The sequence below is a fragment of the Oryzophilus luti genome (assembly GCF_059726245.1).
In genome coordinates this window covers 3,549,383-3,576,359 of record NZ_AP040874.1, presented here as the reverse complement: position 1 = coordinate 3,576,359, position 26,977 = coordinate 3,549,383, and the positions used below count along the sequence as shown (strand labels likewise).

At 55.9% G+C, this 26,977-nt stretch carries 19 protein-coding genes; 9 read left to right on the top strand and 10 right to left on the bottom strand.

Translation table 11 applies throughout. The features are described 5' to 3' along the window. Positions 1–202 precede the first annotated feature (202 nt). Positions 203–727 carry a hypothetical protein gene (locus AC6IZO_RS15235; protein ID WP_497806139.1) on the bottom strand — a complete coding sequence of 175 codons (525 nt, stop codon included), beginning with the start codon at positions 725–727 and terminating at the stop codon, positions 203–205. Beyond that, the gene (locus AC6IZO_RS15230; RefSeq protein WP_497806137.1) at positions 717–1,526 is read right to left on the bottom strand and encodes a hypothetical protein; all 810 of its coding nucleotides are present in this window, start codon (positions 1,524–1,526) and stop codon (positions 717–719) included. The genes AC6IZO_RS15235 and AC6IZO_RS15230 overlap by 11 nt, the downstream gene beginning before the upstream one ends. Before the next feature lie 369 nt (positions 1,527–1,895). Here AC6IZO_RS15230 and AC6IZO_RS15225 point away from each other — a divergent pair, with 369 nt between their 5' ends. Beyond that, positions 1,896–2,585, top strand: coding sequence for an aquaporin (locus AC6IZO_RS15225; RefSeq protein WP_497806135.1), 690 nt, complete (start codon positions 1,896–1,898; stop codon positions 2,583–2,585). A gap of 73 nt (positions 2,586–2,658) precedes the next feature. Here AC6IZO_RS15225 and AC6IZO_RS15220 read toward each other — a convergent pair whose 3' ends face one another. The 4 genes from AC6IZO_RS15220 to AC6IZO_RS15205 all read right to left on the bottom strand — a co-directional run bounded on the left by AC6IZO_RS15220 (position 2,659) and on the right by AC6IZO_RS15205 (position 7,265). Then, complete coding sequence (locus AC6IZO_RS15220) at positions 2,659–4,089, bottom strand: glutamine synthetase family protein (protein ID WP_497806133.1); 1,431 nt, start codon at positions 4,087–4,089, stop codon at positions 2,659–2,661. Between the two features lie 209 nt (positions 4,090–4,298). Beyond that, the gene (locus tag AC6IZO_RS15215) at positions 4,299–5,570 is read right to left on the bottom strand and encodes an ABC transporter permease (RefSeq protein WP_497806131.1); all 1,272 of its coding nucleotides are present in this window, start codon (positions 5,568–5,570) and stop codon (positions 4,299–4,301) included. Further along, a complete protein-coding gene (locus AC6IZO_RS15210; protein ID WP_497806129.1) occupies positions 5,567–6,814 on the bottom strand; it encodes an ABC transporter permease in 1,248 nt (415 codons plus the stop codon). The genes AC6IZO_RS15215 and AC6IZO_RS15210 overlap by 4 nt, the downstream gene beginning before the upstream one ends. A gap of 112 nt (positions 6,815–6,926) precedes the next feature. Beyond that, the gene (locus tag AC6IZO_RS15205; protein ID WP_497806127.1) at positions 6,927–7,265 is read right to left on the bottom strand and encodes a DUF309 domain-containing protein; all 339 of its coding nucleotides are present in this window, start codon (positions 7,263–7,265) and stop codon (positions 6,927–6,929) included. Between the two features lie 78 nt (positions 7,266–7,343). On the opposite strand from AC6IZO_RS15205, the gene AC6IZO_RS15200 reads away from it, so the two are divergent. Continuing rightward, positions 7,344–8,978, top strand: a complete 1,635-nt coding sequence (locus tag AC6IZO_RS15200) for a M20/M25/M40 family metallo-hydrolase (protein WP_497806125.1) — start codon at positions 7,344–7,346, stop codon at positions 8,976–8,978. Between the two features lie 822 nt (positions 8,979–9,800). Further along, positions 9,801–11,267 (top strand): hypothetical protein, encoded by a 1,467-nt coding sequence (locus AC6IZO_RS15195; protein ID WP_497806123.1) that lies wholly within the window; start codon positions 9,801–9,803, stop codon positions 11,265–11,267. Positions 11,268–11,666: 399 nt separating this feature from the next. Here the strand turns inward: AC6IZO_RS15195 and AC6IZO_RS15190 are convergent, their stop codons facing one another. Continuing rightward, a complete protein-coding gene (locus tag AC6IZO_RS15190) occupies positions 11,667–12,833 on the bottom strand; it encodes a dipeptidase (protein WP_497806121.1) in 1,167 nt (388 codons plus the stop codon). Between the two features lie 200 nt (positions 12,834–13,033). Between AC6IZO_RS15190 and AC6IZO_RS15185 the strand changes: the two genes are divergently transcribed. Beyond that, complete coding sequence (locus AC6IZO_RS15185; RefSeq protein WP_497806119.1) at positions 13,034–14,434, top strand: 3' terminal RNA ribose 2'-O-methyltransferase Hen1; 1,401 nt, start codon at positions 13,034–13,036, stop codon at positions 14,432–14,434. Continuing rightward, on the top strand, positions 14,431–16,992 hold the full coding sequence (locus AC6IZO_RS15180; protein ID WP_497806117.1) for a polynucleotide kinase-phosphatase: 2,562 nt from the start codon (positions 14,431–14,433) through the stop codon (positions 16,990–16,992). The genes AC6IZO_RS15185 and AC6IZO_RS15180 overlap by 4 nt, the downstream gene beginning before the upstream one ends. Before the next feature lie 173 nt (positions 16,993–17,165). On the opposite strand, the gene AC6IZO_RS15175 is transcribed toward AC6IZO_RS15180, so the two are convergent. Beyond that, positions 17,166–17,399: a hypothetical protein gene (locus tag AC6IZO_RS15175; protein ID WP_497806115.1), complete on the bottom strand. Its 234-nt coding sequence runs from the start codon at positions 17,397–17,399 to the stop codon at positions 17,166–17,168. A 392-nt stretch (positions 17,400–17,791) separates the two neighbouring features. Between AC6IZO_RS15175 and AC6IZO_RS15170 the strand changes: the two genes are divergently transcribed. The 4 genes from AC6IZO_RS15170 to AC6IZO_RS15155 all read left to right on the top strand — a co-directional run bounded on the left by AC6IZO_RS15170 (position 17,792) and on the right by AC6IZO_RS15155 (position 22,791). Further along, a complete protein-coding gene (locus tag AC6IZO_RS15170) occupies positions 17,792–18,253 on the top strand; it encodes a hypothetical protein (protein WP_497806113.1) in 462 nt (153 codons plus the stop codon). A 585-nt stretch (positions 18,254–18,838) separates the two neighbouring features. Then, positions 18,839–20,254, top strand: a complete 1,416-nt coding sequence (locus AC6IZO_RS15165) for a tyrosine-type recombinase/integrase (RefSeq protein ID WP_497806111.1) — start codon at positions 18,839–18,841, stop codon at positions 20,252–20,254. After that, a complete protein-coding gene (locus AC6IZO_RS15160) occupies positions 20,251–21,597 on the top strand; it encodes a tyrosine-type recombinase/integrase (RefSeq protein ID WP_497806109.1) in 1,347 nt (448 codons plus the stop codon). Before AC6IZO_RS15165 ends, AC6IZO_RS15160 begins: the two co-directional genes overlap by 4 nt. Before the next feature lie 9 nt (positions 21,598–21,606). Beyond that, positions 21,607–22,791 (top strand): tyrosine-type recombinase/integrase, encoded by a 1,185-nt coding sequence (locus AC6IZO_RS15155; protein ID WP_497806107.1) that lies wholly within the window; start codon positions 21,607–21,609, stop codon positions 22,789–22,791. A gap of 351 nt (positions 22,792–23,142) precedes the next feature. Here AC6IZO_RS15155 and AC6IZO_RS15150 read toward each other — a convergent pair whose 3' ends face one another. After that, complete coding sequence (locus tag AC6IZO_RS15150) at positions 23,143–25,455, bottom strand: ATP-binding protein (RefSeq protein WP_497806105.1); 2,313 nt, start codon at positions 25,453–25,455, stop codon at positions 23,143–23,145. Continuing rightward, on the bottom strand, positions 25,452–26,912 hold the full coding sequence (locus AC6IZO_RS15145) for a metallophosphoesterase family protein (RefSeq protein ID WP_497806103.1): 1,461 nt from the start codon (positions 26,910–26,912) through the stop codon (positions 25,452–25,454). Before AC6IZO_RS15145 ends, AC6IZO_RS15150 begins: the two co-directional genes overlap by 4 nt. Positions 26,913–26,977: the final 65 nt, after the last annotated feature.

The following is a 26,977-nucleotide window of genomic DNA, read 5'->3' as shown; positions in this document are numbered from 1 at the left end:
TTCTTTGCGAGGCCCACAATCCCCGACAGCAAAAACGAAAACGAACATTCGCTTTTACCGCCGGGCAGCCCGGAACTCTACCCACCGCCCCTCAGGCTGTCAAGCTAATTCCGCCATAAGAAAAACAGGATTCAGTCGTTCATTTTGCAGAGAGAAACACATGCAGACGTTCGTTATGGAGGAAAAGTAGAACACTCTGTTCTTACAAGGTGAATGGCAATAATGCAGAGTTAGGGGTATCTACCAATAATCCATATTCGGCCCTAATGAACTCATGTCCCACGAACAACAGAAATGGATCATATGTAGTCAATTTCGTGGCTTTATATATGATTGCCGTTGCGAGAATTTCGGCATCTTTTGATTTCAGGCGCTTCTGATCTGAGGGACAACCATGATCAATGGCACGAGCCAATATCTCGGGTGAGTTCCGAAAATCGAATCGAAAACCCAAACGGCTTGTAAGAAGACCGACGTCTCTGTTGTTGTTTAACTGCTGGACAAAGGGATAATCGAGAAAAGCAGAGAGTACGTGTTCCGCTGGCTGGTCATTATTGACTCGAACAACTTCTCCCAGGACTGCCGTAGGAATGCCGATAATACATCTATGGTTTTCGCACTCGCTCAACTCGTAGTTTAAGCCTGGAAGTTTATCTTCCTCCTTATTAAAGAACCCAAGTAAACAACATGTATCCCAAACAATAAGTTGAGGAGCCTTAGTCGGCATCGCGTAGTCTCCTCACGAATGCAACGGAATCTAATCCCTCCGGTAGACGCAGAGCCCCTTCAAGGGCTTCAATGCTTAGAGATGGAGTTTCAGGTAGCTGCCTCACATTCTCCACATTTACTTGATAGGGCCATGGATCACCAGAACGGTAGTAGAGCAGCCCTGACACATCCAGCAGGTGTTCAAAAGTCTCCCCCAACTTCCCAATAAATCCTTCGTCAGAATAGAAACACTTCACATGTCTCTCGGGAGCCAGTGGAAGTTGTAATCTAAACCAACGCTCTTTTGGATTCCAGCTATTCAGAACCGCGAGTCTACCCCTAATAATTCCTGGCATTGCATACTCTTCTGATGGGAGAGATGCGACGGCCTCATTCATCCTTTTTTGCGTCAATACCGTGATTGGTCTTGGTTCACTACTATCAATTCTTGAAACTGAAACGTTCAGGTTGGTCGTAGCATTGCCAAAGTCAGCCAACGCGTTGATTACAGTGCGCTTGACGCCATCAGGAGCCTTGCCTGTATGCTCTATTTCGTCAATTACAGCATTCCAACGCTCAACAATGCCGCCAGCGATGACACCCGTCTGTGCATCTACAGGCTCTACCTCGAGAATGGCTGAGGAACGCTCCAGTGCGGTGATTTCCCACCTCACTTGTTTCCCTGTTGACAATGCCAGTTCCGAAAGAGCTGTCAACCACTTCGAGGCTGTCGTCAAAAAATCTTGTGCATCCACAGGATGCTGAGGGTCCTCTGCCGGTTTTACGGTGAGCCTGATTCTTGGTTCCAGACGCTTCATAGTTTCAATCTTAGACTTGCGTTGGACCTCCGAGGAGACCCTTCGATCTACTGAGATGATCTCGACCACCGTTCCTGTTTCGCGCAGCAGCTTAGCGCGGAAACGAAGCAAATGGAACTGAATTCGCAGAACGCACCGGCATGAGCGGGGCGTTCGTTTGGTAGAGCAGAATCGAAGAAACAAATTTCAGAAGCGCGGTTACAGTCACCAGTGAAACAAGGGCGGATGGAGTATCAAAGCAAGACACCGTCGCGCAAACAACTATCGCTTGCGCGATGCTGGCCGCCGGTTGAAAATGCTGGGCAACATCAGAAGCCTGTTCCCCCACGGTGCCAACAAGTAAGACACATCTGCTCCAGGAGGCGCGCAATGAAGAAGTACCTGGCTGAGTTCATCGGAACCTTCACGCTGGTGCTGTTCGGTTGCGGTACGGCCGTGGTGGCCGGAAAGAGTGTGGGCGTACTGGGCATCGCGTTTGCATTTGGCTTCGCGCTGATCGCGATGGCCTATGGCATCGGGCCAATCTCGGGATGCCACATCAACCCTGCGGTCAGCCTCGGAGTGTTCGTGGCTGGGCGCATGAGCATTGGGGACATGGCTGGCTATATCGCCGCGCAATTTCTCGGCGGCATTGCCGGAGCTGGTGTGCTGTCGGTGATCGCCACCGGGCTGCTCACGGGCTACACAACCGGCAGCGGACTCGGCCAGAACGGCTGGGGCGAAGGCTACGGCGCAGGCTACGCGCTTTCGGCGGCCATTACCTTTGAGTTCGTCGCCACGCTGTTGTTCGTCATCGTTATTCTTGGCTCCACGCAGAAGGCGGCGCCCGGGCAGATGGCGGGGCTGGCCATCGGTATCACGCTGGTCGTGATCCACATCTTCGGCATCAACATCACGGGCGTCTCGGTGAACCCGGCGCGCAGCTTTGGCCCGGCCCTGCTGGTTGGCGGACACGCGCTCGCGCAGGTCTGGCTGTTCTTGGTGGTTCCGAGCCTTGCGGGAGTAGTGGCCGGACTGCTCTTCCGCAATGGACTGCTGGAGACTTCGCCGCAGAAGTAGCGGCTTGACGTTGCAGGCAACGCAAAACGCCCCGGCCATGGCCGGGGCGTTCGCTTGATGCGCGCAGAGCAGACTAGAACATGTTCCAGAGGCTCTGGTTGTAGACGAAGTGATGGAACTGAACTTCGCTGGGCTTGACGATGGTGCCAAGCAGGCGCGGGCAGCGGTCGGCCGAGTTCTGCTTCAGTTCGGCAAAGCGCTCCTTCACGTCGGCACCGAGCAGTTTGGTGGCCCACTCGGAGCCGCGGAAGTTATCCAGCGCGGTGTAGATGTTGTCGGGCAGGTAGCGCTCGGCCTGGCGCAGGTTCTTGATCTTGGCGATCTGACCTTCGAGGCCGGTCTTGAAGACCGACAGCATGACCATGTACGGGTTGGCGTCCGGACCCACCGAACGGACTTCGACGCGCATGGAGCGCTCGTTGCCGATCGGGATGCGCACCATGGATCCGCGATCGGTGGCCGAAGCCTTGATCTGGTTCGGCGCTTCAAAGTGCGGATCGAGGCGGCGATAGGCGTTGACGCTGGCGTTCAGCATCAGGCACAGGTCGTTGCCGGCGGTCAGGATGCGGTCGGTAAATTCCCAGCCGAACTTGCTGAGCATCTCCTGGCCCTTCGGATCCCAGAACAGGTTCTTGCCGTTCTTGCTGACCGAAACGTTGGTGTGCATGCCGCTGCCGTTGACGCCCACAACCGGCTTGGGCAGGAACGAGGCGCTCATGCCCATCTTGGTGGCCACCTGGCGGCAGATCAGCTTGTAGAGCTGGATCTGGTCGGCGGCGGTCAGCACGTCGGCATAGCTGTAGTTGATCTCGAACTGAGAGGGCGCGACCTCGGGGTGGTCCTTCTCATTCTCAAAGCCCATGGCGCGCTGCACTTCAGCCGTGGTGTCAATGAATTCGCGTAGCGGCTCGCCCGGCAGCGAGTGGTAGTAGCCACCGGTATCGACCAGTTCGAACTTGCCGGTCTCATGGAAGTGGCGCTCGGCGTCGATGCCATTGAACAGGAAGCCTTCAATTTCGTTGGCTGCGTTCAGCGTGTAGCCGTTCTTGTCATACTGCGCCTGGGCAAAGTGCTTGAGCACGCCGCGGATGTCGGCCGAGTAGGGCGTGCCGTCCTTGTCGATGACTTCGCCGAAGACCATGACCTTGCCGGGCGCAAAGATGTCAGCCGGCACCCAGTAGAAGGATCCCCAGTCGATGGCGAGGCGAAGGTCGCTCTCGCGCTGCGCGGTAAAGCCGCGGATCGAGCTGCCGTCAAAGGTCAGGTTGTTATAGGCGCCAAGAAGGAACTTCTTGTCATAGTCGAGCATGTGCAGGCGGCCTTCGAGGTCGCTGAACAGCACGGTAACGGCCTTGATCCGCTTCTCGTCGGTCAGGTACTTCAGCCGTTCTTCACGAATCTGATCGGTCGGCACGCGCTTTTTGCGCTGCTCTTTTGCATTCAGGTTAAGCTCTTCCAACTCCGCGTAGGGGAGCTCGAGAAAATTGCGCAATTCCGTAGACATGAACCTCCTTGCAAGGGTCGGTGGACGCTTGAATAGATATTTTGGACAGACCGGTACGTTCAGGTTAACGTGACGCGGGGCCATCGGCTAACACAATGTGCAACACAGCTTATCGAAGTTTTTTATTGGGTCTATAAAGCGCGGCTATCGCTCTTACCGAGCTTGCAGACCGGGCTTTATCTGCCCGGAAAGTGCGTGTTTTCCGCGGCTTACTCGTAGCGGAGCGCCTCCACCGGGTCCAGCCGCGAGGCCTGCACCGCCGGGTAGACACCGAAAAAGATGCCGGTGCCGACCGACATCAGCATGCCGGCCGCAATCGCCCACAGCGGCACCGTGGGGTTCAGCGCGGGCATCGCCGCGCCCAGCACCGCGGAGACCAGCAGCGAGACCGCAATGCCAAGCACACCGCCGATGCCGGTAAGCGCCACGGCCTCCGATAGGAATTGCAGAATAATGTCTGCCCGACGCGCGCCCAGTGCCTTGCGCACACCGATTTCGCGGGTGCGCTCCGTCACCGAGACCAGCATGATGTTCATGACGCCGATGCCGCCCACCAGTAGCCCCATGCCGCTGAGCGCAATGGAAACCAGAATGACCATGCCGGTGATCTGGTCAAAGTTCTTGATGACCGAGTCGGCGGTGGAGATGGAAAAGTCGTCCTCCACCCCAAGCGGCACATGCCGCAGGCGGCGCATGGCGGCCCGTATCTCTTCGATGGCGTCATCGCGGCGGCCGGTCATGGCGTGCGCGGTCAGGAAGAAGTTATCGGCCTGCGGATAGCGCAGCCGCAGCGTTTCAAGCGGAATCGTCACCTGGCGGTCGAGGCCGTTCTCTCCGAAGAAGCCGCCCTTGGCCTTGTCAAAGACGCCGATCACCGTGTACTCGGCGCCATCAATGACGACCTGCTGCCCAATGCCATCGCCGTTCGGGAACAAGGCGTCGGCAAGGCTTGCGCCAATCAGCGCGACCTTGTCGGCGCGCTTGGCCTCCTGCGGAGTAAACAGCCGGCCGGCGCGTAGCGCACGCGGAGAAATGTCGAACATGTTCGGCGTCTGGCCGGTGATGGAGATTTCATCCGACTCGAACCCCGGCACCTTGGCGGTCATCAGTTTGCCCGCCGGAGGCAGGTAGTAGAGCGCAATGCCGACATCGTCAATGGAGCGCACCACGTTCTTCAGGTAGTCGGCGTCCTCGGGCCTGAGCGGGCGGCGTTTGAACTCGCGCGGCGGAGCGTTCATGCCGCTGGGGTCGCCACTCAGTCGGGCGACAAAAACGCTCTCCGGGCCGAACTCCTGAAAGAACTCGACGATCTTGGCGCGCACGCCGGTCAGCAGCGCGGCCACGGTCACCACCGTGGTGATGCCGATGACAATGCCGAGCACGGTCAGGCCGGAGCGGAAGCGGTGCGTCCACAACGAGCGCCCGGCCATGCTGAAGGTCTCATTCAGATTGATGCGCATTGCCGCCGAGGTCGTCTTCATGACTCGGCCCTCAGGGCGGCAATGGGGTCGAGCTTGGCGGCACGGCGTGCCGGATAGATGCCGGAGATGATGCCGACCGCGAGCGAGACAAAGATGGCCAGCACCACATATCCGGCGGAGACGTGCAATGTAAGCCCGAAGGCCAGCGAAGCCAGCGCCGCGAACGCTGCGCCCAAGGCCACGCCCAGCGCGCCTCCGGCGAGCGAGAGCATCATCGACTCAATCAGAAATTGCAGCAGAATTTCCTGCTGGCGCGCGCCGAGCGATTTGCGAATACCGATCTCACGGGTGCGTTCGGTCACCGAGACCAGCATGATGTTCATGATGACGATGCCGCCAACCACCAGCGAAATGCTTGTGACCGGCACCACGATGGCCGAGATAACGCCCAGCACCTGATCCACAAACGAGCGCACCGAATCCGGCGTCAGCACGTCGAAGTTGTCCGGCCTGCCGGGCGCGGCGTGGAAGCGGACGCGCAGCGCGGAACGCGTCACGTCGAGCGACTGATCCATGCTCATGCCGCTGGCACTGCGCGGCTTGGCAAAGAAGGCGAGGCCCGTGTTCGCCCCATACATGGCTGTATAGACCGAACTGGGGATGTACACCGGATTGTCGAGCGTGCGCCCGAATGAGGAGCCCTGCGTTTCCAGCACGCCAATGACGGTGAACTCGCGTCCTCCGGCGCGGATGGTCTGACCGAGCGCACTCACGTTCGGGAACAGCTTGGCGCGGATGGCCTCGCCGATGATGGCCACCGGCGCGCGCATCTGCTCTTCAGTCTCGCTGAAGAATCGCCCCTGCTCCACCGGCACATCGCGGATCTCCGGCATGCTGGAGGAGACACCGATGAGGTTGCCTGCCTCGTAGACCGTGTCGCCGCCCTTGATGTCCTCGGTGCGCTGCTGGTAGGGCGAATAGAGAATCTGGTCGCCGGTCTCGGTGCGCAGGTAGGCAACATCGTCCGGCAGCACGCGCTTGTTGTAGCGCAGCTTGGCAACGCGCTCTTTGGCCGTCAGGCGCCCGACGGCCGCCACCTGCGCAATGAGGTAGCTGTCCGTGCCGAAGGTCTTGGCCGTCATGCGGTCGGCGTAAACGCCAAGGCCGTCAATGGCTGCGCCGACCAGAATGACGCTGGCAACGCCAATAATGACGCCGAGCAGCGTGAGAAAGCTGCGCAGTTTGTGCGCGCGTATTGCGTCCAGCGCCAGACGGACCGCCGTGACCAGGCTGTAGAGATTCAATGGCTCCCGATTCCCGCGTTCAATAGGTATCAGCTTCTTTATAGATGAACCGGAGGCCGCGCGAGCATCAGATTGTGCGCTTTTCCGATGGCACTCAAGATATGACGCGCGCTCAAGGCTGTTCGCGTCGCGCCTGCAGCTCGCGCTGCATCGCATCGGCATCGCAAAGGAAGCGCGCCGCATTGGCGCCCGTCAGCGCTGGCGCTTCCTTCTCCAATCCACTTTGCGCCTTTGCCAGCAGAGAGGCAGCCCCCGCGAGGTTGCCGCGCAGAAGGTGATGCCGCGCCGATGTGAGCTGAATGAGCGCCTGAAGGTAGAGTTTCTCCGGCGTCGAAAGCTTGCCCATTGCGAGCCATGCGTGCTCCCAGTGCTCGTGCGCCGCATAGAACTCGCCGCGCCCGTAGCATGCCAGCCCGGCGGCCAGCGTTCCGCATGTGAAGTCCAGTGGCATGGTGTCGCCACAGGGTACATCATCCGTGGTGTTGCGTTACCATCAATGCAAGCTGTTCCTCAGGAGATTCCAGTGCAAATGTTGCGTGGTGCAGTACTCGGTCTTGTGTCGTCGCTGTTGGTGGGCGCGGCGCTTGCACAGCCGGCGGTGCCTGCTAAGGTTGCCACGGGCTACAAGGCCATCCGCGAAGCGGACCTTCGCGCCGATCTTGGCTTCATAGCCTCCGATTCGCTCCAGGGCCGCATGTCCCTGACCGTGGGCGATGAGGTTTCCGTGCAGTGGGTTGCCGCCGAATTGGCCAAGACCGGGCTGAAACCCGCGTTCAACGGCAGCTACCTGCAAAGGGTTCCGATGATCGAATACCGCGCTGACCGCGCGCAGAGTTACGTAAAGCTGACGCGCAACGGACAGGAGAAGAAGCTCCAGCCCTCGGAGGCCTTCGGCGCCTTCAAGCACGCCGTCGACATCAGCGCGCCAGTGGTCTTTGCCGGATTCGGCATCACTGCACCCGAGCTTGGTTATGACGATTACGCCGGGCTCGATGTGAAGGGAAAGATCGTTCTGGTCTTCGACCATGAACCGCAGGAGACCAACGCGGCCTCGATCTTCAACGGTACCGGCAACACGCGCTACGCCACCACGCGCGTAAAGGCCCTGATTGCGCAGCAGCACGGCGCCGTCGCACTGCTGGTGGTGGCCGAGCCGAACCGCAAACACATCACCAACGAGGAGCGACGGCTGAACATTGGCGGCTCCGCCACGCGCCACCTGCCGCCGGCTTCGCAGGCACTGGTGGACGACGAATTGAAGATTCCCATTGTCTCCGTGAATGACGCCGTGGCCGCCGAGATGATGCAAGGCTCCGGCCACTCGCCGGCCGAGACGCAGACCATCATCGACCGCGACTTGAAGCCGCAGTCGCGCGCGCTGCCCGGCACGAGTGCAGAGATACACCTGCGCAACCAGTATGAGAAGCAGGACGTGAGCTGGAACATCGGTGCCATCCTCGAAGGCAGCTCGCCCACGCTGCGCGGGGAAACCGTCATCATCAGCGGACACCACGACCACGACGGCATCACCGAGGAAGGTATCTGGCACGGTGCCGACGACAACGGCTCCGGCACGGTCGGCGTTGTTGAGCTGGCGCGCGCCTTTGCCGCCAACCCGGAGCGTCCGAAGCGCAGCATCCTCTTCGTGGTCTTTGCCGCAGAAGAGCGCGGCCTGCTCGGCGCTTACTACCTAGCCGCGCATCCGGTAAGCCCGCTTGAGACCACGCGCGCGATGATCAACTTTGACATGATTGGCCGCAACGAAGCACCCAGCCCGCAGACCGACGGACTCATGACGATCCCGGCCGACACCACCAACCGGCTCAACCTTATCGGCAGCATGTACAGCCCCGAATACAAGCACACGGTGGAGGAGCAGAACAAGAAGGTGGGGCTGGTACTCGACGACCGCTTCGATCATGAGTCGGCGCTGAACGTCTTTTTCCGCAGCGACCAATTCCCGTTCGTGCTGCACAACGTGCCGGCCTTCTGGTGGTTCACGGGCTTCCACCCGGACTACCACCACATCACCGACACGGCCGACAAAATCAACTACCCGAAGATGGCGAACATCCTGCGGCTGGCGTATCTCTCCGGCTGGGCCTTCGCCGACGAAACTCATCCGCCGAAATTTGTGGAAAATCCGAAGGGCAAAGCGAAGTAACCTCGCAGCGCATTTCGGTAGAGACAAGCACGCCCGGAGCACATGCCCCGGGCGTTTCTCTTTCTCAAAGCTTCGTTCGTCTCGCGCTACTGCACCACCTGGTTGTTGTCGCGCGACCAGATGCTCTCGAACGTCTGTTGGAAGGCTTTGACTTGTGTTGGGTCGGTGGTGAAATGCGCGTTGTTGTCCTGCCGCTTCTCGCCTGTGGGTTATGAGACACTTCACATAACCGAGTTTATGTGAACTCGTAAATTATGCTAACCAGCCGAGCTAAAATCCCGCTGTTAGTACAAATCAGCGCGAACCAATTGCACATAATTCGGCACTCGTAGAAGCCTCAGAGAATCAGCCTTGGTCGGATATGGGTACTCGCACCAACGCTCGACCCGACACTTTAGACTTACTCGATTCGAAATACGGGCCCGCTCAGCGTAAACGGAAGCTGAGATCCGCATCAAGTCCTCAGGCGCCAGTTGGCTTCCAAAAAAGTGAAACGCATGGCAGGCCGACAGCGTCAGGCGAATTGTTGGACGATGGAGGGCCTTCCGATCCCAGGCGCACCGGTGCGACGTTCAGCAGGAAGTCGGCAAGGGCCTTTGGCGTAACTGTGGTCGCAGAGTTCATTTCATCGTGATTATGGGCGGAAGTTTCAACATAGCCCGGTGAATTCTGCCGCACTTCGCGTCTCGACGCACGATAGTAACTTGCGGGACTACGTGCTGCAGAGACACCCTGTATGGTATGGATCGCAAACGAAGCCTCGTGAGAAGAACAGCCGGTCTATGCGTCTTTCTTATCTCCCTACTCCTGATACTGACGAACATGTCGCTGGCACAAGACAAGGGATGCGACGATGCCTGCGGAAAACCAACTGCTTGGGATGAGTTCAACCGTTTTCAGTTGAAAGTGACTGGATTCGGAAATGCCGGGTACTCCCTTTGGAAAGGAGAGTTCGACCCCACCTCGAACGACATTCAGATCGATGTCGAGAACTTCGATGGCTCCAAAACCGAAAAAGGGAGAGTTCTCATGGTTGGCGGTCGCGTCCTCGCGATCCATGGAAAACTTGCTGAGCCGGGCTACGAGATAGATGCGCTGGACGGACCGGTACTCGAGTTGCAATTACTCCGTCGACTGCTCGGCGCATCGTTGCCGAAAGGGCCCGTAGAAGTACAAGGCATTAGAAAGATCGACTTCACCAGCGAGAAAACCGGGATTCAGTTTGCGACGCCCAGCGCAGAGGGATATATACCTGCACCTTGGCATGTGCGCGGGCAGGTCCGATCCATTTCCGGCGATGTGTTTGAGTACGAGCTAACTCTAAGTTTCACCGCAAAGCAAAAGCCGTCCGATAAGGGAACGAAACAGGAGGCCGTTTTCTCTGGCGAGTTGTCGAAGTCTTTCAACGCCAGGATAGACGACCACATGTCGCTTGAAGGATGGAATGTGTTTGGTCTCGGCATCCAGACAAAAAAGGACGGCGGTGCAACCATGTACGATTACGGCGCTGGCCCAACAAAGTCCGAGTATCGGACCGTTGCCGACATTCGCAACGAGATTGCCAAGGCTGCTTACGTTGGAGAGGCTGACTCAACCAAAGATTTCACGGGCTTCTGGAAACAAAAGTGTGAACAGCCGTTCGGATTGCAAGTTATGCATTATGGAACGGACGGCAAATACTCAATCGTGTTCTGTGGTCCCGGTGGCTGCGGGAAGCCCGAAGAAGGACGACTCACGTTCATAAACAAGGATCCCAATTTCAAAGTGGTGAGCGAAGACGAGATTCAAGAACGCAGCGGGGACGGCTGGGAAACCCATTACAGATGCACCAAAGACACCCATCCGATCTTGAAGTACGAGGAAGATTGCGTGGAGGTAAAGGGCGTTTCGCTACCCGACGCTTCTTCACTCGCAAAGCGTGCCCATGCGAGTGGAGCCGAGTGGGAGTTGGTGCGATCTGTTTCTAGCCAGTACTCAGGACCGATTCACCTCGTGCTCGTGCCTGATACGAAACAGCACGATCGTGAGTATTACAAAGAAATCGGCGAAGTATTGTGCCCTCCTAGGACCCAATGCAGCGTTGATTTTTGGACCGACCGCAACCACATCCCGGACTCAGAATGGATGCCGGTAGCGGATCTTGCGGTCATGACAGCGCACTTCAGTACGGGGCCCTGTCAAAAGGAATCAACGCTACGTCTTGCGTGTTGGCTTTATCCAACGAAGGCGGTGGGAGAAGCCGATCATTGCGAATATGAACCTGGAGCGAAAGTGCCGCCGGAAAAGTAGAGGTCATCCGACATGAAGCTACGAGGATTGCAAATCCTTTGCATCATCTCAATCGTTTTCTCCGCAACTGCTCTGGCAAAACGAATACCGCCAAAGCCAGTCACTCCCATCGTCGCGGACGGAGTCCGTTATTCCGCAAGTGGAGACGGAAGGGATCAATACTTGGTCGCAACGGACATCGCGACTGGTAAGGAGAAGTGGAGAACCAAAGTGTTTCACACTCGGGTCGAGTTTTGGAAAGAAGAGGATGTTCAGTGGGTTTTCATAACCAATCTGAAACTTGTGGACGATTCGATCTTCGTCAGGGACGAAAAATCGCGATGCTACTCGGTCGGTCGGAATACAGGAAACGTTAAACGGCAACTCTGTGGCAATGTTTTCGGGCTTGATTGAATTTCGCTACTCCGGCAGGGTCTGCGAAAGCACTCGCAATACGTTCTCGCCCTCAATTAGACGGATGTCCCGCTCGGAAACTCCAGCCTTTCTAAGTTCTTCGGTGATCATTGGGATCCCGGTTGCGTCAAACGGCATGGTGGTCGCGCCATCGAAATCCGAACCTAAAGCCACGTGTTCCACACCAACGACCTTCGCGACGTACTGAATTGCTCTTGCGATTGACCGTGCATCGCGACCGCAGACGGCTGTTTCCCAATAGCCGATGCCGACAACGCCTCCTGTTCGTGCAATAGCACGCAGTTCCTCGTCAGACAAGTTCCGGTTGTTGTCACACGTCCCTCTCACCCCCGTGTGAGAGACAACGACCGGCTTTGTCGCAATCGCAGTCACATCTCGAATTGTTCCCGGCGAGGCATGCGCCAAATCGATAAGCATGCTCTTCGATTCCATTGAGCGGACCCACTTGCGGCCAAGGTCGGTTAGACCACCTCTGCGCTGTCCTGAAGCCGATCCAGCAATATCGGTGTCCGTGAAGTGGGTCGGCGACATCATTCGGAATCCGGCAGCGTATAGCGAATCGAGGTTCTCAAGTCTGCCTTCCAGCGGCTGTGCACCTTCTGCTCCAAGGAGTGCCGCCACGCGGTGCGGCTCCCGTGTTGCAACAAAGCTCGCCAGGTCGGCCCGTGTCCGCAGGATGAGAAGTTGGCCGCCAGATCTTGCCTCAAACTCGCGCAATTGGCTCGCCTGGTAAAGTGCGCGTTCTTTCGGACTGTTCCAAGTTCGCGGCGGCCAACCTTCAGCAACGGCCAAGTAGCGGACCATGTCTGAAGAACCATCGTTCCGCTGAATGTTCAGATTACGAGGTATCGTCGTGACGACGGTGAACGCTTGCAGCGAGACGTGAGCTTGTTGAAGTCTCGGAACATCGACGTGTCCGGTGGTATTGCGGTGCAGTAAATTTCTGCCCCAAAGCAGCGAATCAGAGTGAAGGTCAGCAATAAAAAGCCTCTGCTGCAAGTCCGCGGTGCTATGTGACACGACGTATGGCGGTTGTGTCCTGACGCGGTTATACTTGCCCTCGATGACGGTCGACGTCGCGTAGACTACTGCGACGAGGGCAAGGCACAACACTGCGAATATCAGTACGGTCTTGTGGCTGGACATGTACATGGATTATGCCCCGCTGAAGCCGCACAGTCTATGTTTGGCAAGGCAACGTGGATTGCAACCTGCTCACCACGTCCGCGTGGCGCGCCAGCATCCGAAATCAGTACGCGTGTAGTTCCGCCTCGCAATTTCTTGTTGCCGCCGGCGCTCTGCAAACAAGAGTTCATTTGAGTTTCGCGATTTGTGCGCGATACTTCCTGTAGATGCTGCTGACCATTACCAGTACACGCCCACCAGCTACGGATTTGGGATACCTGCTGCACAAGAACCCCAATCGGATACAGTCCTTTGATCTCTCATTCGGAAAGGCGCACGTCTTTTATCCAGAAGCGAGCGAGGAGCGCTGTACGGCTGCACTTCTACTCGATGTAGACCCGGTGGGACTGGTCCGGACAAGACGGGGTCCTGCGGGAGAGGGCGGAGCGCTGGAGCAGTACGTCAACGACCGTCCTTACGTCGCCTCCTCATTTATGAGTGTTGCGATTGCTCGCGTCCTGGCGAGTGCGATGAGCGGCGCTAGCAAAGGCCGGCCAGAGCTCGTCGATGAACCGCTTCCATTGAAAGCAGTGATATCGGTTCTCCCTTGTCGAGGCGGTGAAGACCTGTTGCGTCGGTTGTTTGAGCCGCTCGGCTATGCGGTGCGGGCTCAGCATCACGGGCTTGATGAGAACTTTCCTGAGTGGGGTGAGGGGCCGTACTACACGGTCGAGATTGAAAAACTCGTGCCGTTGAAGGATTTGCTGACCCATCTGTATGTGCTCATCCCGGTGCTCGATTCCGACAAGCATTACTGGGTGGGGCAGGATGAGGTCGAGAAGCTCTTAAAGCGAGGCGAAGGGTGGCTGCAGTCGCACCCCGAGCGCGAACTGATCGTAAAGCGCTACTTGAAGCACCAGAAACGCTTGGCAACTGAGGCTCTTGAACGTCTGATTGGCGAAGAAGAGCCTAGCGCAGAAGAACAGCAGGAGAAAAGGGCGGAGCAGGAAGAGGCAATCGAAAAACCGCTGTTGTTAAATGATATGCGCCTGTCTGCCGTAACAGAAGCCGTGAAACGGACCGGCGCCGCGCGAGTAATCGATCTTGGGTGTGGTGAGGGGAAACTTCTTCGCGAGCTACTGAAGGAGAAGCAATTCGTTGATGTAGCCGGAATGGATGTCTCTCACCGCAGCCTTGAGGTAGCCAGCGAGCGGTTGCATTTGGATACCATGCCCGCGAAGCTCAAGGAGCGTGTGCGCCTGTTCCAGGGATCGCTCATGTATCGCGACAAGCGCATCGAAGGTTTCGACGCAGCGACGGTCATTGAAGTGATCGAGCATCTTGATCCACCGCGCTTGGCGGCATTTGAGCGTGTTTTATTCGAGCACGCGAAGCCAAATGCCATCGTTCTGACGACGCCCAATTCGGATTACAACGTGAAATTCGAGACACTGCCGGCAGGCCAGTTCCGTCACAAAGATCACAGATTCGAATGGACAAGAGCGGAGTTTCGGAACTGGGCGAACGGGCTTGCGAATCGTTTCGGCTATTCGGTCAAGTTCCTTCCTGTTGGGAATGAGGACCCTGAACTAGGCGCACCGACTCAGATGGGAGTGTTCACACGATGAAGATCACCATCCCGGAACTCTCCCTGGTTGTTTTGATCGGTCCGTCCGGATGTGGCAAATCTACTTTTGGGAGGACGCATTTCAAACCGACTGAAGTGCTTTCCTCCGACTACTGCCGAGGCTTGGTTTCTGACAACGAAAACGAACAGGCGGCAACGAAAGATGCATTCGAGGTCTTGCACTTCATCGCTCGAAAGCGGCTCGCCGCTGGCAAGGTGACGGTAATCGACGCCACGAACGTGCAACCAGACGCACGCAAGCCTCTGGTCGCCTTGGCGCGCGAATTTCACGTTCTACCGGTTGCACTTGTCTTCAACTTTGCGGAAAAGATCTGCCAAGAGCGAAATCGGAATCGGCCGGATAGAGACTTTGGGCCGCACGTGATTCGTAACCAAGCACAGCACTTGCGGCGCTCTCTTCGCGGTTTAGAGCGGGAGGGTTTCCGCCATGTTCATATCTTCACTGCCCCCGAGGAACTAGAGGGCTTACAGATCGCGCGGCAGCCCCTCTGGAACAATCTGAAGCACGAACACGGCCCGTTCGACATCATCGGCGACGTCCACGGATGCTTCGACGAACTGTCGGCGCTCTTGCGCCAACTTGGCTACTCACTCGAACAGGGGAACGGGGCATGGCACGTCATCCCGCCGACGGGCAGAAAGGCTGTATTTCTTGGTGATCTAGTCGACCGTGGTCCGCGCATCCCCGACGTCCTACGACTTGTGATGTCCATGGTGAGTGAAGGTAGTGCGTTCTGTGTGCCTGGCAATCACGACATGAAGTTGCACAAGGCGCTTCGCGGCAAGGACGTGAAGATGGCACACGGCCTCGCAGAATCCATCGCGCAACTCGACGCCGAAGGGACTGAGTTCAAGCAAAAGGCGGCCGATTTTATCGATGGCCTTGTCAGCCACTATGTGCTGGACGACGGCAAAATCGTCGTGGCGCACGCTGGCATGAAAGAGGAAATGCAGGGACGCGGATCGGGTGCTGTTCGCGCATTCGCGTTGTTCGGGGAGACGACGGGAGAAACCGACGAATACGGACTTCCAGTTCGCTACAACTGGGCGGCCGAATATCGCGGTCGAGCCATGGTTGTGTACGGACATACGCCTGTAGCTGAACCGGAATGGCTGAACCGCACAATCAACATCGACACGGGTTGTGTCTTTGGCGGTAAGCTTACAGCTCTGCGCTACCCGGAAAAGGAACTGATTTCGGTTCCTGCTGCGCGCGAGTACTACGCACCAGCCAAGCCGTTTCTTGCTGAGGTGACTGCGCCGAGCCCCTCACTTACCCATCAACAGCAGCTCGACGATTTGCTGGACATCGATGACGTGATCGGGAAACGCATCATCAACACGCGGCTTCATGGAAACCTAACGGTTCGCGAGGAGAACGCGATCGCCGCCCTTGAGGTGATGAGCCGTTTCGCCGCCAATCCGAAATGGCTTATCTACTTGCCGCCAACGATGTCGCCTTCCGAAACGACGAAATTAGAAGGACTGCTAGAGCATCCGGCCGAGGCATTCGCATACTTCCGGAGAGAACACGTGGATCAAGTTATCTGCGAGCAGAAGCATATGGGGTCGCGAGCGGTCGTGATTGTGTGCCGCGACCGCGATGTGGCTCGCAAGCGGTTTGGAGTACTGGAAGACGAAATCGGTGTCTGCTACACGCGCACGGGCCGCCGCTTCTTCAATGAGCCAGCGCTTGAAAGCGAATTTCTCACTCGGATCCGAGACGCGGCAAGTACAGCAGGGCTGTGGGATGAGTTGTCGACCGATTGGTTGTGCCTTGATTGTGAGTTGATGCCGTGGTCAGCCAAGGCTCAAGAACTGCTTCGGCTGCAGTACGCGCCGAGCGGTGCGGCCGCACGCGCCGGACTGGCACAGGCAATCTCCGCGCTTGAGCAAACAGCACGGCACCAATCTGACGCGCAGGATCTCTTTGCCCGCTATACGCAGAGGCAGGAGATGGCTGAGAAATACATCGAAGCTTACAGACGGTATTGCTGGCCCGTGCATTCGCTTGCTGATCTCAAACTCGCGCCTTTCCACCTGCTGGCAAGTGAGGGTGCGCTACACACCGACAAGAATCACTTGTGGCACATGGAGATTGCACAGAAGCTCTCTGCCGCCGATGCCGGCCTGATCCTCGCGACACCGTTTCGCGTCGTATCGCTTGCGGACTCAGCCAGTGAGTCCGAGGGAATTGCATGGTGGGAGGAACTCACTGCTGCTGGCGGCGAAGGAATGGTCGTGAAGCCACTCGATTTTGTCGCACGAAATCGACGTGGGCTGATTCAACCAGCCGTGAAATGTAGAGGCCGTGAATACCTGCGGATTATCTACGGGCCTGAATACACAGCCTTCGAAAACCTTGATCGCCTACGCTCGCGTGGGCTTGGGACAAAGCGCTCGCTTGCGCTGCGCGAGTTTGCGATGGGTATTGAGGCGCTGCAGCGCTTTGTGGATAAAGAACCGTTGCGCAGGGTTCATGAAGGCGTGTTCGGAGTACTCGCCCTTGAGAGTGAGCCAGTAGACCCAAGATTGTAACTTCGGACTGGTCATTCTTAATGGTTGCCTAAGATAAGCGTCCGGCGAAGTCCGTCCGGACGGATTCATCTTGAAGCAGGCATTCTCGACCTGTGTACGTGCTTGATCGCGTCCCGGTGAGGCGAGATGGAGAGCGTAGACGCTCCATGTGAACTGAACTCGGCGAACTGAAACTACTCCTTGCTCTCACGCTGTACTTTTCTGATAGCCCTTCGCGATCGCTGGGTAGGATCGCAATGGATTCCCTTGGCCGCATAAGCCGCCACCGTTGCTTCCCACACTCCAAGGAACCGCTCCTCTGGTGTGCGACTTTGCCAATAGCGAAGCGTTTCCAGTTCCTGCTCTTCATTGCTGGCAAAACGCCGGATTGTTTTGTCGATTGGCTTAGGTGGGACGAAGTCCGACATGGCGCCCTCTAATACCGTTCTTTGGCTCCAAGGAGTGAAGAGCGAGGGGTGTGCCCGCGAAGGCGCCACAGCAGAGTTACTCGCGCTCACACAGGAGGACTCCCGGTTGGCTCAGCTCCTCGAAATCCAGCCGCCACTTCCCAGGCGGCGCGGCTTTCTCACGCCAATTGTACCGAGCTCTTGCGCATGGCACATCCAACCGTCAATTTCTCGCGGTCGACGGCCTTCATAGGAGCCGACCTTAGAACCAAAACCAACTTGAGATGATATGCTGGCACAATCGAATGCTACGGAAAAATAAGGGCTCATTTCTTCTACTCCTAGTTGCAGTCACCGTAGTCGTCTTCCTGTTCCTCTTGTTCCTAAAGCCAACCCGTCAGCAGGGGAAACAGGTGTCCAACCTGGTGTACAGAAACCGGGTTGGGGCGGCGGCACTTTATCCGCCCACCAATAATGCTGGTAAGGTGGACTCGCAAGTTACACAGGAGAACATTAACTCAACCATTTGCATGCACGGCTACACTGCGATGGTCCGCCCACCCGAGAGTTACACATACAGAATCAAGCGTGAGCGGATGGTATCGATTCCTTTGGCTGGCAAAATGTCCGACTATGAGCTTGATCATGTCGTTCCACTAGAGCTTGGTGGATGCCCTGACTGCGCTGAAAACCTCTGGATGCAGTCGTATACAGATGCTAGGGCTAAGGATAAGGACAGGGTGGAAAATTACCTGCATAAGGAAGTTTGTAGGGGACAGATGTCTCTCCAAGAGGCGCAAAGACTGATCACCGATGATTGGTATGCGGTTTTCCTGCAAATCAATCAAGCTCGATCCGCAGGTGCTGTGAAATGATCGCTATCGCTACCCGGCACTTGGCGTACATGCTTGTTCTCGAAACGCTCTTCATGATCTGTGTGACGAGAGTGAGTTTTCGCCGGCGGTTGTGATTTCGTACCGCGCGTGAGCACGCTGGCGCTTCTCTCATTGCTCTTCACAATCGCAGGCGATCCGGAGTGCTAGAAACCCTACCGAGCCTCTTTTCGCCGTCCCAGCCTTCCCTCATCAATTCAGGAACTTTATCGACGACTGTGGCGTTACCAATGAGTAATCTGATTTGTGCTTCTGATCTTCCTCCATCGAATTGCATGCGCCCTCATTGCGTCTGTAGTTTCGTGCTTTATTCGCCGCTAGCCATAGTGAGATTATTCTCGATATTGCTGAAAACACAATATGTTACGCAATTGATAACGATATTGACATATCGCGAGATTATGTCCAGGATTTGCCCCCGCTATGCGAATGCGTCGGACAAACTTAAGCTCTGCCCCAAAAGAGACGAGCCGACCCTGGCTCCAGGTTTTGGACGAGGACCTCAAACTGGCGGGTTTCGACACTAGAACTCGAAACTCGTATTCGAAGAAATGCAAGAGGTTCCTCGTGTCTCTCGAGAGCAGGGGTGTCAAACGACATGATGTATCAGAAGCCGACCTTGAACAATACGCAACTATCTGGCTACGAGAATTCAGGAAAAGGTGTCCTGGGGCCAAAAACGAGAAACAATCACAAAGGAATGCGCTGAAGCCAATACGTCGGATGCTGCGCTTAGTTTTCGGACAGTGGCCGCGCGATTCGGAAGAAGTCGAGCGATTTCGTAAAGTCTTGGTCGAAAAGAGTTACAGGCCTGAACAGATACGGGATGCTCTTATTGTCGCTCGAAAATTGGAGAAATTCCTGCTCAAGAACGCCGCCACTCCGCAAACCGCAAATACGGAGCACATAGAAGCCTATCGGAAATGTTATTCGCGTTCATACTGGCGGAAACCAGGGAGAACAACATCGCAATTCCAACGCGCATGGGCAGCTACGGTTGCTCCGATTAGGCACTTTCTTCGAACCGTGCAAGGCGTATGGCCGCCAATTTCAAAACCAACAACACCCGAACAAATCTTCACCGAATCAATACTCAGCAACTACGTTCGATGGATGTCTCACGTCAGAGGACTTGCAGCGCGGACTATTGCAAGCAATCTCCGGCATTCCAAGATCTTCTTCCAATGGCTTGGAAATCGCGCATCCTCGGACGGAATGCGAAGGCTTGAAATCAAAGATATTGACGAATTCCAAGATTCACAAAGTGTAGGACAGGCGCGGGCAACAAAAGCCACCGTCGCAAAGACACTTCGAAATCTACTCAGGTTCCTGTATGGACAGCATTTGTTGTCCTCGAATTTCGCTGCAATGGTCGAAACCCCTTCGGGCTACGCAAACGAAGGGATTCCGTCAGCGATGAGCAATGAGGTTACATCAGCAATTCTGCGTGCGGCGAACAGAGACAAGACTGCTTCAGGTCTGAGAGACTACGCCATCCTTCTCATACTTAAAACGTATGGTCTTCGTGGAGGGGACGTGTCTGCGCTTACGTTGGATCAAATCGATTGGCATGAAAATACGATAACGATTGTGCAATCAAAGCCAGGAGTCCCATTGGCCCAACCTCTTCTTCCTGAGGTCGGCAACGCCATCCTCGCCTATCTACAAACAGGCCGCCCCAAGAGCACTAGGCGAGAAGTGTTCCTAACTTCAGTTGCACCACATGGCCCAATCAGCACCAGTGTCATCAATGGTCTAATTACTAGATTGATCAAGAAAAGCGGTGCGGTTCCTGAAGGCAGGCACGGCAGTCATTCATTGCGGCACCGCCGAGCTGTAAGCCTCTTGCGCTCCGGTGTAGACAAGAAAAGCATCGGCGATATTCTCGGCCACTCAAATCCGAGGTCGACATCCCCCTACCTGAAGCTTGCGACTGATGATCTTCGGTCGATATCGCTGGACATCGCCGATCTAATACGATGATTGCTGATATGTCCGACTTCGTCGCTCAGTATCTTCGAACGCTGTCCGTTTGCAGAAAATACAAACAGCACAGCCGATCTATACTTACGCGATTTTGCACACACTGGAACCAACTAGGTGGATCACAAACAACAATCACCGAGAGCTTTACTCTTCTTTTGAAACAACTGACAAAGGATGGAGTCACTAAACATCGGCTCGATCGCGCCTTGGTCGTATACCGGTTTCTTGATTGGATGGTAGCCAGGAAGCTCCTATCCCACAATCCACTTCGGGACCTTCGTTTCACTTGTACGCGACCTTCGCTAATAGCTGTCATGCGAGCACTAGTCAAGCCAGATCCAGAAGGTGCACTGACTGAACTGTCTCGGTACCCTCATTTCGGAAGCGCATTCGGCCCGCAATTGCGCGCGTATGTCCAACACAAGCAGGCACTCGGATATCGATATGTATTAGAGGAACATCTGTTGGGCCAGCTAGACCGATATTTCCAGCAGAATGGTGTCTTAGTTACTGAACACGTGCACCCGGCAGTTCAGAAGTGGAAAGATGCCGGACGTTCAGAGGATGCACGGTCCAAACGAGCGAGTGTCGGAAGACTAGCAACCAAGGCGTTGTTAAGGGCCGGGAACCCGATCGAACTTTATCCATTCGACTCTCGAGCTAGCCATGTTGCGGAACAACATGCACGAAAGCCTCACATCTTCTCGATCGACGAGATCAAGACTGTCATCCGGACAATTCAGAATTCACAGACTAAGCGGGCTCCGTTTCGTCATATAGTTTTTGCCACGCTAGTAATCCTTGCCTATTCGATGGGAATGCGACTTGGTGAATTGGTACGCCTTCGGCTACGGGACTATCGCTTGCAGGATAATGTCATCGAGATCATTGGGACAAAGTTCTTCAAAACTCGTCATCTTCCTGTTTCCAAGAGCACTGCGGCGGTACTTAAAGAGTACCTCCATCTGCGCGCAGAAGCTGGGATGCCAACAGACGCCACATCTGCGCTTTTCTGCCATGGCGAGGGTAAGCACTATGGGGTTGGCACAGCGAGCGCTTTTCTTAGGTCAGTTTTCAGATCAGCAGCGCTTAAGACTCGAGCCGGTTATATTGGGCCGCGGGTACACGACTTTCGGCATACTTTTGTAGTGCACCGGATTCTAACGTGGTACAAGCAAGGAATTGATCCGACTCCTAGGCTTCCGTTTCTATGGACTTTCCTTGGCCACCGCGACCTCCTGTCCACAGCCGTGTACATAACGATCACAAAAGAACTCTTGCAGGAAGGCAATCGGCGTTACCGATACTTCAATCGCCAGCTTTTACGGAATGTCAGCTGAGGATCACGCATGGCATACAGTCGAGAGCTTTCGGGACTTCTTCACAAGTTCTTCGGGTACTGGTGCACCCGCGAAAAGAGTCTCTCTACCAATAGCATTCTGTCTTACCGAGACACCATACGTATGTTGCTCAGATACGCTGCCCGTGCCTGCAAGAAGAATGTTGCGGCACTTTCTCTTGAAGATCTCACCGAAGATCGTGTATTGGCTTTTCTGGATTATTTGGAAGAAGAGCGTGGTGCTAAAGTTCGAACACGAAACACCCGGCTTGCGGCCATTCATACATTCTTCAAGTTTGTGATCGGCGAGAGCCCCACTCACGCGGCTCAGTGTGTATCCATTCTAAACATACCGATCAAAATAGGACCGAAATGGGCGCCTGTTGGGATGCGCCGACCAGCACTCGAAGCCATGCTTAAAGCGCCCGATCAATCTGGTCCGATTGGGAGAAGAGATTTTGCGCTGTTAATGTTCATGTACAACACCGGATGCCGAATATCAGAGGCAGTCGGGGTCGACGTCGAGAAAATTCGTTTTGATGAGCCCGCAAACGTCGAACTACTTGGCAAAGGGGGCAAGGTACGAATAGTTCCTCTTTGGCCGGAGACAGCTCGTCTTCTCAAGCGCCTAGCGAAAGAAAACTCCATCCAGCCTAATGAGCCGATTTTCCAGGGAAGAACTCACACGCGATTGGGTGCAGCAGGTGCCAGAGCACGCATCAAGAAATATGTTCTTCAAAACATCCGCATTTACCCCGCAATGAGAGGGCAACATATTACGCCTCACACACTGCGGCACACCGCGGCTAGCGATCTGCTCAAAGCGGGAAACGACATTACTCTAGTTCAGCAATGGCTCGGTCACGCAAGCCCTGCTACTACGTATCTGTACGCTCAGGCGGATCTTGAAATGAAGCGGCAGGCGATCGAAAAGGTGGACAAGCCGAAAATCTCAGTGCAGCCCAAGTGGAATAAGAATCCCGATGTCCTGGAATTCCTCGACGCGCTCGGCAAGCTGCCGCTCACAGTTCCGAGTGCGGACGCCATGAGCCATCGCAAACGGAGTCGACCTTCGAGCAGTAAAACAGAGGTTCGAAACCCTGAGTTGAAAGTCGGTGACAAGGATGTGAGATCGAGCATAGCACGTGGTTCAGCGAAACGTTCCTGGAATCTTCGAGCGGTTGACATCGCGTAAACTGCTGCATGATCTATTCGGCCATTTTCTTGGGGTCAACGCAGGCGGACCAATCCCTCCCGCGAACAGTCTTTGTGGTCCAGTTAGTGCGCCCTGCGCAGACCGCCAGGCGCTATCGCCGATTAGGACTCTCGGTGTCACCAATGTTGCAAGAACCTGCGCACCCGCCGCCTGTAACCGTAGCGACACTTAGCCGCCCACCGGCCTGCAATAAGCTGGGTGATTGTATTCGATTCTCATACAACTACCGGCGATTGCATTTTGGGGCCAAAGTGAGGAAGTCCACGATGCGCGCAAAGCCGCCGATGGCGTCCTGCGCGATAGTGCCGAACAATCGCCCAATGTCGGCCTTTAGTCCGAACTGTCTGTCCGCAGGATATCCGCTCGCACTTCAAATCGCTTACGTTCGCCCTGAACTGGAACGAAACTAGAACGGATCGCGTCCGGAATCGGAATGAACAGACGATCTTTTAAGACGATTGTAGCGGTAGGAAACGGGCCGCCTCCGGCTGGGGCATCCACAGGCTCCTTGGTCTGAAGGTCATAGTACAGCCCAAACTGCCCGGAATGATGCAGAAAGATGAACAAGGTTTTCTGTCCGCCCCAGACGATCGACGTGCGATGAGGCTGTAAGAAGAATTCGCCCATTTCCTCTCGTGCCTTGTCGGTGATTGCCAGAAAGCAGCGGTAGCCGCGCAACGCCGGTTCGCTATCGTCGATCACTAGCAGCTTGGCCGGTGTCGTGGCCTCCTGCCTCGTGATAGCTGGTGCTGGGTCTAAATTGAGGGCGACCTCGGCCGCGGCATTCTGCAGGACTTGTTCGTTCTGGATCACGTCTGGGACAACGTCCCGCGCGCTGGCCGCGTGATCGACCACTTGAACACTTGATCGTACCGCCGTTCGTGACCGCTCCACCGCTTGGTCGAGCGTAATCCTTCCATCGTTGTAGTCGGCCCAAATGGTGGGAAGACTTCCCAGGTCGTCATCCGCGTACTCAAATAACTCGCGGGGACGGCGGATAGCCTTCAAAAACGCCTCAGCCCCTTGCCGCGTGCTGCTCGGAACATAGTCGGCGACGCGCGGGAAGATTACGGTCCGCACGAAATCTTTGGCCATGCTTCCGAATGCAGTGAACTCAGAATCATAGAGGCCAAGAAGCAACCTCACCGTTTGGCCGTCCGGATTGAGGGTGATTCTGACGCGTTCTTGTTGCTTTTCCGCGAGGACAGGAAGGCCATGGCTGATTGCCCCGAACTCGACATCGGAAGTCAGAAAATAGTCCGACTCCAGAATCGTCTGGACGCGAAACGCCAACCCATTCTCGGCCAAACTCATCTGGCTTATCCCGCGTCGTCCCTTGACAACCGGGTGATCGGAAATTGCGGTCACTTTCGCATGCAAACGAAGGTAATTCTGCTCGCATCGCCGCCTAGGGTTGTTACGCGCGAGGATAAGCAATGGGGTATCCTCGCTGGCGTGCATCTTGATCACTCCCTGGTCAGCTCCCTCGTAGAGCATCATCGGAACCGCCTTAGAACGTTCGCTCACCTCGCGGAGTTCGATTTTGTCGCCTGGAGTCAGCGTCATGCGGAGACGACCGCAAAGATCGAACCGATTGTGTGCTAACACCCAGTTCATGAACGGAGTGCTAGCGTCTGCCTCATCCCTTTCGGATAGCAGTCGCGACGCAAAGGCGTCGATTTCAGTCATCATCGACTGCAGGAACTGCATTCCATCGACAGTGATAGCCTCTCGGCCTGCTGTAGGTTCGAGCAATAGCAGATCTACAATTCCCCCAAACTGATAGGTGGAGGTCACGGAAGCTGTTGCCAAGCCAAAGCCGCTCCGGAATGTCCGCAAGGTTGGCTGGCCTGTGCGCAGAACGATACGGCCGGAGATTTGTTTCTGCGCCCAGACAATATTGGTCAACTTAAGCCAGATGTCCGCATTGTTGGAGAGGACCAGCTCCAAATCAGCAGTTAGCCTTTCCCCGAACTTCTCCGATGTGCGATTCAAGCGCCAAGCCTCGGGAACGGCAGGCACTGCCTCATCGATAGGCCTCCGGCTTACAAGTTCGCCATTGACATAAACGGGCACTTCCACAAGTGATACGAACTCCGCGATGTAGTTGCGGGCCTGTTGAACGTTTATGTGTGAGTCGGCCGCGATATGAGCGATGATCGTCGTCCCAGGCTGAGCTTGCGATGCAATGACCTCGCGCTCGATGCAGTCGTCCTTAAGCGACAATTTAGTCTTTTGAGCCCGACAGATAGTCCGTTCACCCGTGATCGCACTCTCCGTCTCGATTGTGAGAGCATCAGCTATGCCAAAGTTGGCCATGGCGCCGATGCCAAAAGTGCCAACAACCCCCGCCGCGCGCGCCGCGTCATTATTCTTGCTGCTGCTGCCAGCGGTCCAGTAATGCTGTTTGAGATCGGTTGGCGTCATGCCAATTCCGTTGTCCGAAATCGTGACCCGATCGGGCGCCAACTGGATGTCGATCCGCGGCGAAAATTCCACGTCAAAAGCCATTCTTTGGCGAACAGCGTCAAACGCGTTTTGAGCGTTTTCCCGCAAGAGGGCCAAAGGTGACTGATATATCTGCTTGGCCAATAGTTGAATGACGCGTTGCGCCTCAATTTGGAACGGGATTAGGTCAGTCATCGGCCCCTCATAGCTTTCTTAGCGGCTACTCGGTCCCGAAGGGACTGAAGTGTGGCCGTGTCTAAGTCAGTCGCGTTTTCAAGGATTGACGTCGCCTTGCTGAACTGATCAAGCTCTATCAAGGCTGTGACGAGAAATACCGTTTCCTCGACAGTCTCAGGCGATCCGATCGCCTCGCTCAGTCTTTTCCAGTCTCTGCTTCGCTGAAACGCATCGATGGCAAGCTTGCGCTGATAGGAGCCGGGAGCGAGTTTCATATCGCGCAAGAATCCGATCGCATCATCCAAGCGTCCGGCATGAAGGGACTTCTCCGCTTGAATGATGGAGGCACTGTCATTTGCCTTGGCAGCGTCGACGGGACGGCCGGCTATGTCTGTTGCCACTTGCCAAGTGAGTTCTGAAAATCCCTGCAGGAAGGCACCGTTCCGCTTGGCGCCAAACTGTTCTCCATCTGCTAGCTCACGGACGTGGACCCTGGCGCGACGCAATGCATCGTCGATCACGATCAGGTTGTATTGGCGGTTTACGCCACGCGGCAGTTCCCGTGCTCCGGCACACAACGAACCTGCTGAAGCCACGCCCATCGATTGGGTCTCGTTGACATAGATGAATTGAGTGGTCGCCTCTGCAACATGCTGGTGTCCATGCATTCCGAGTTGGAATCCCAATCCAACCATCTCACGTACCTGACCAGCTTCCATATAGTCTTCCCTCTTAGGCGGGCCTTGGAAGCTATGGTGCCAGACTGCGGCCCGGAGGGCATACCGATGCAGGCTGTCGCGCAGATGGAGGTTGCACCGAGCGACAGCACCGCGAGGGATCGCGCCCGAATAGCTGAAGCAATCGTTGCGATCGACGGACTCAAACGCTGCGACGACGATCTTTCGATCGAACAGCTCAAAGAGCTGGTAGCCACGGCTTCGATCAATAGGGAGAGGGAGGGAAATGCCTTTGTAAAAGGCCTCTACAAAGTCCCAGTAGAACTCCATGCGCTTGGCATAGGCGCTGTGATCACAAACGCGGTACAAGGCCCGCTCGCGCCAGGACCAGCGATAGTCACTGTCGGGTTCGACCAGTGCCGAGTGAACATTCTCCGGCCATTGATCCGCCGGAACACGTTCCATTGCTGCAAAGGATGTGTTCCAACAGACATCATGGTTGCCAGGAACGATGATGATCTTGCTGCGATCTCCCGCTAGAAACCGCTTGGCCAACTGGTCGAGAAACGCTCCGGCGACCTGATATTGGTCGCGCATGGAGTCCAACCATTTATCCGCACCGACACCCACTCCTTGAATCAGGTCGCCACTGACCACGATCGCGCCGGGCTGCGGGATCGGCGGTGCGTCTCCTAGGTAACGGTCGCTGTCGCCAAGTAGCGCCGCGATCAAAGAGTCGTTATCGATCGGCTCTTCGCGCGATCGGTGCAAGTCGGAAATATGTAGAATCGTGAACAATTAGCCCCCTCACGTCGGGTCTGCAACTCAATCACACCTTTGATTATCAGCTATTTCGATCACCA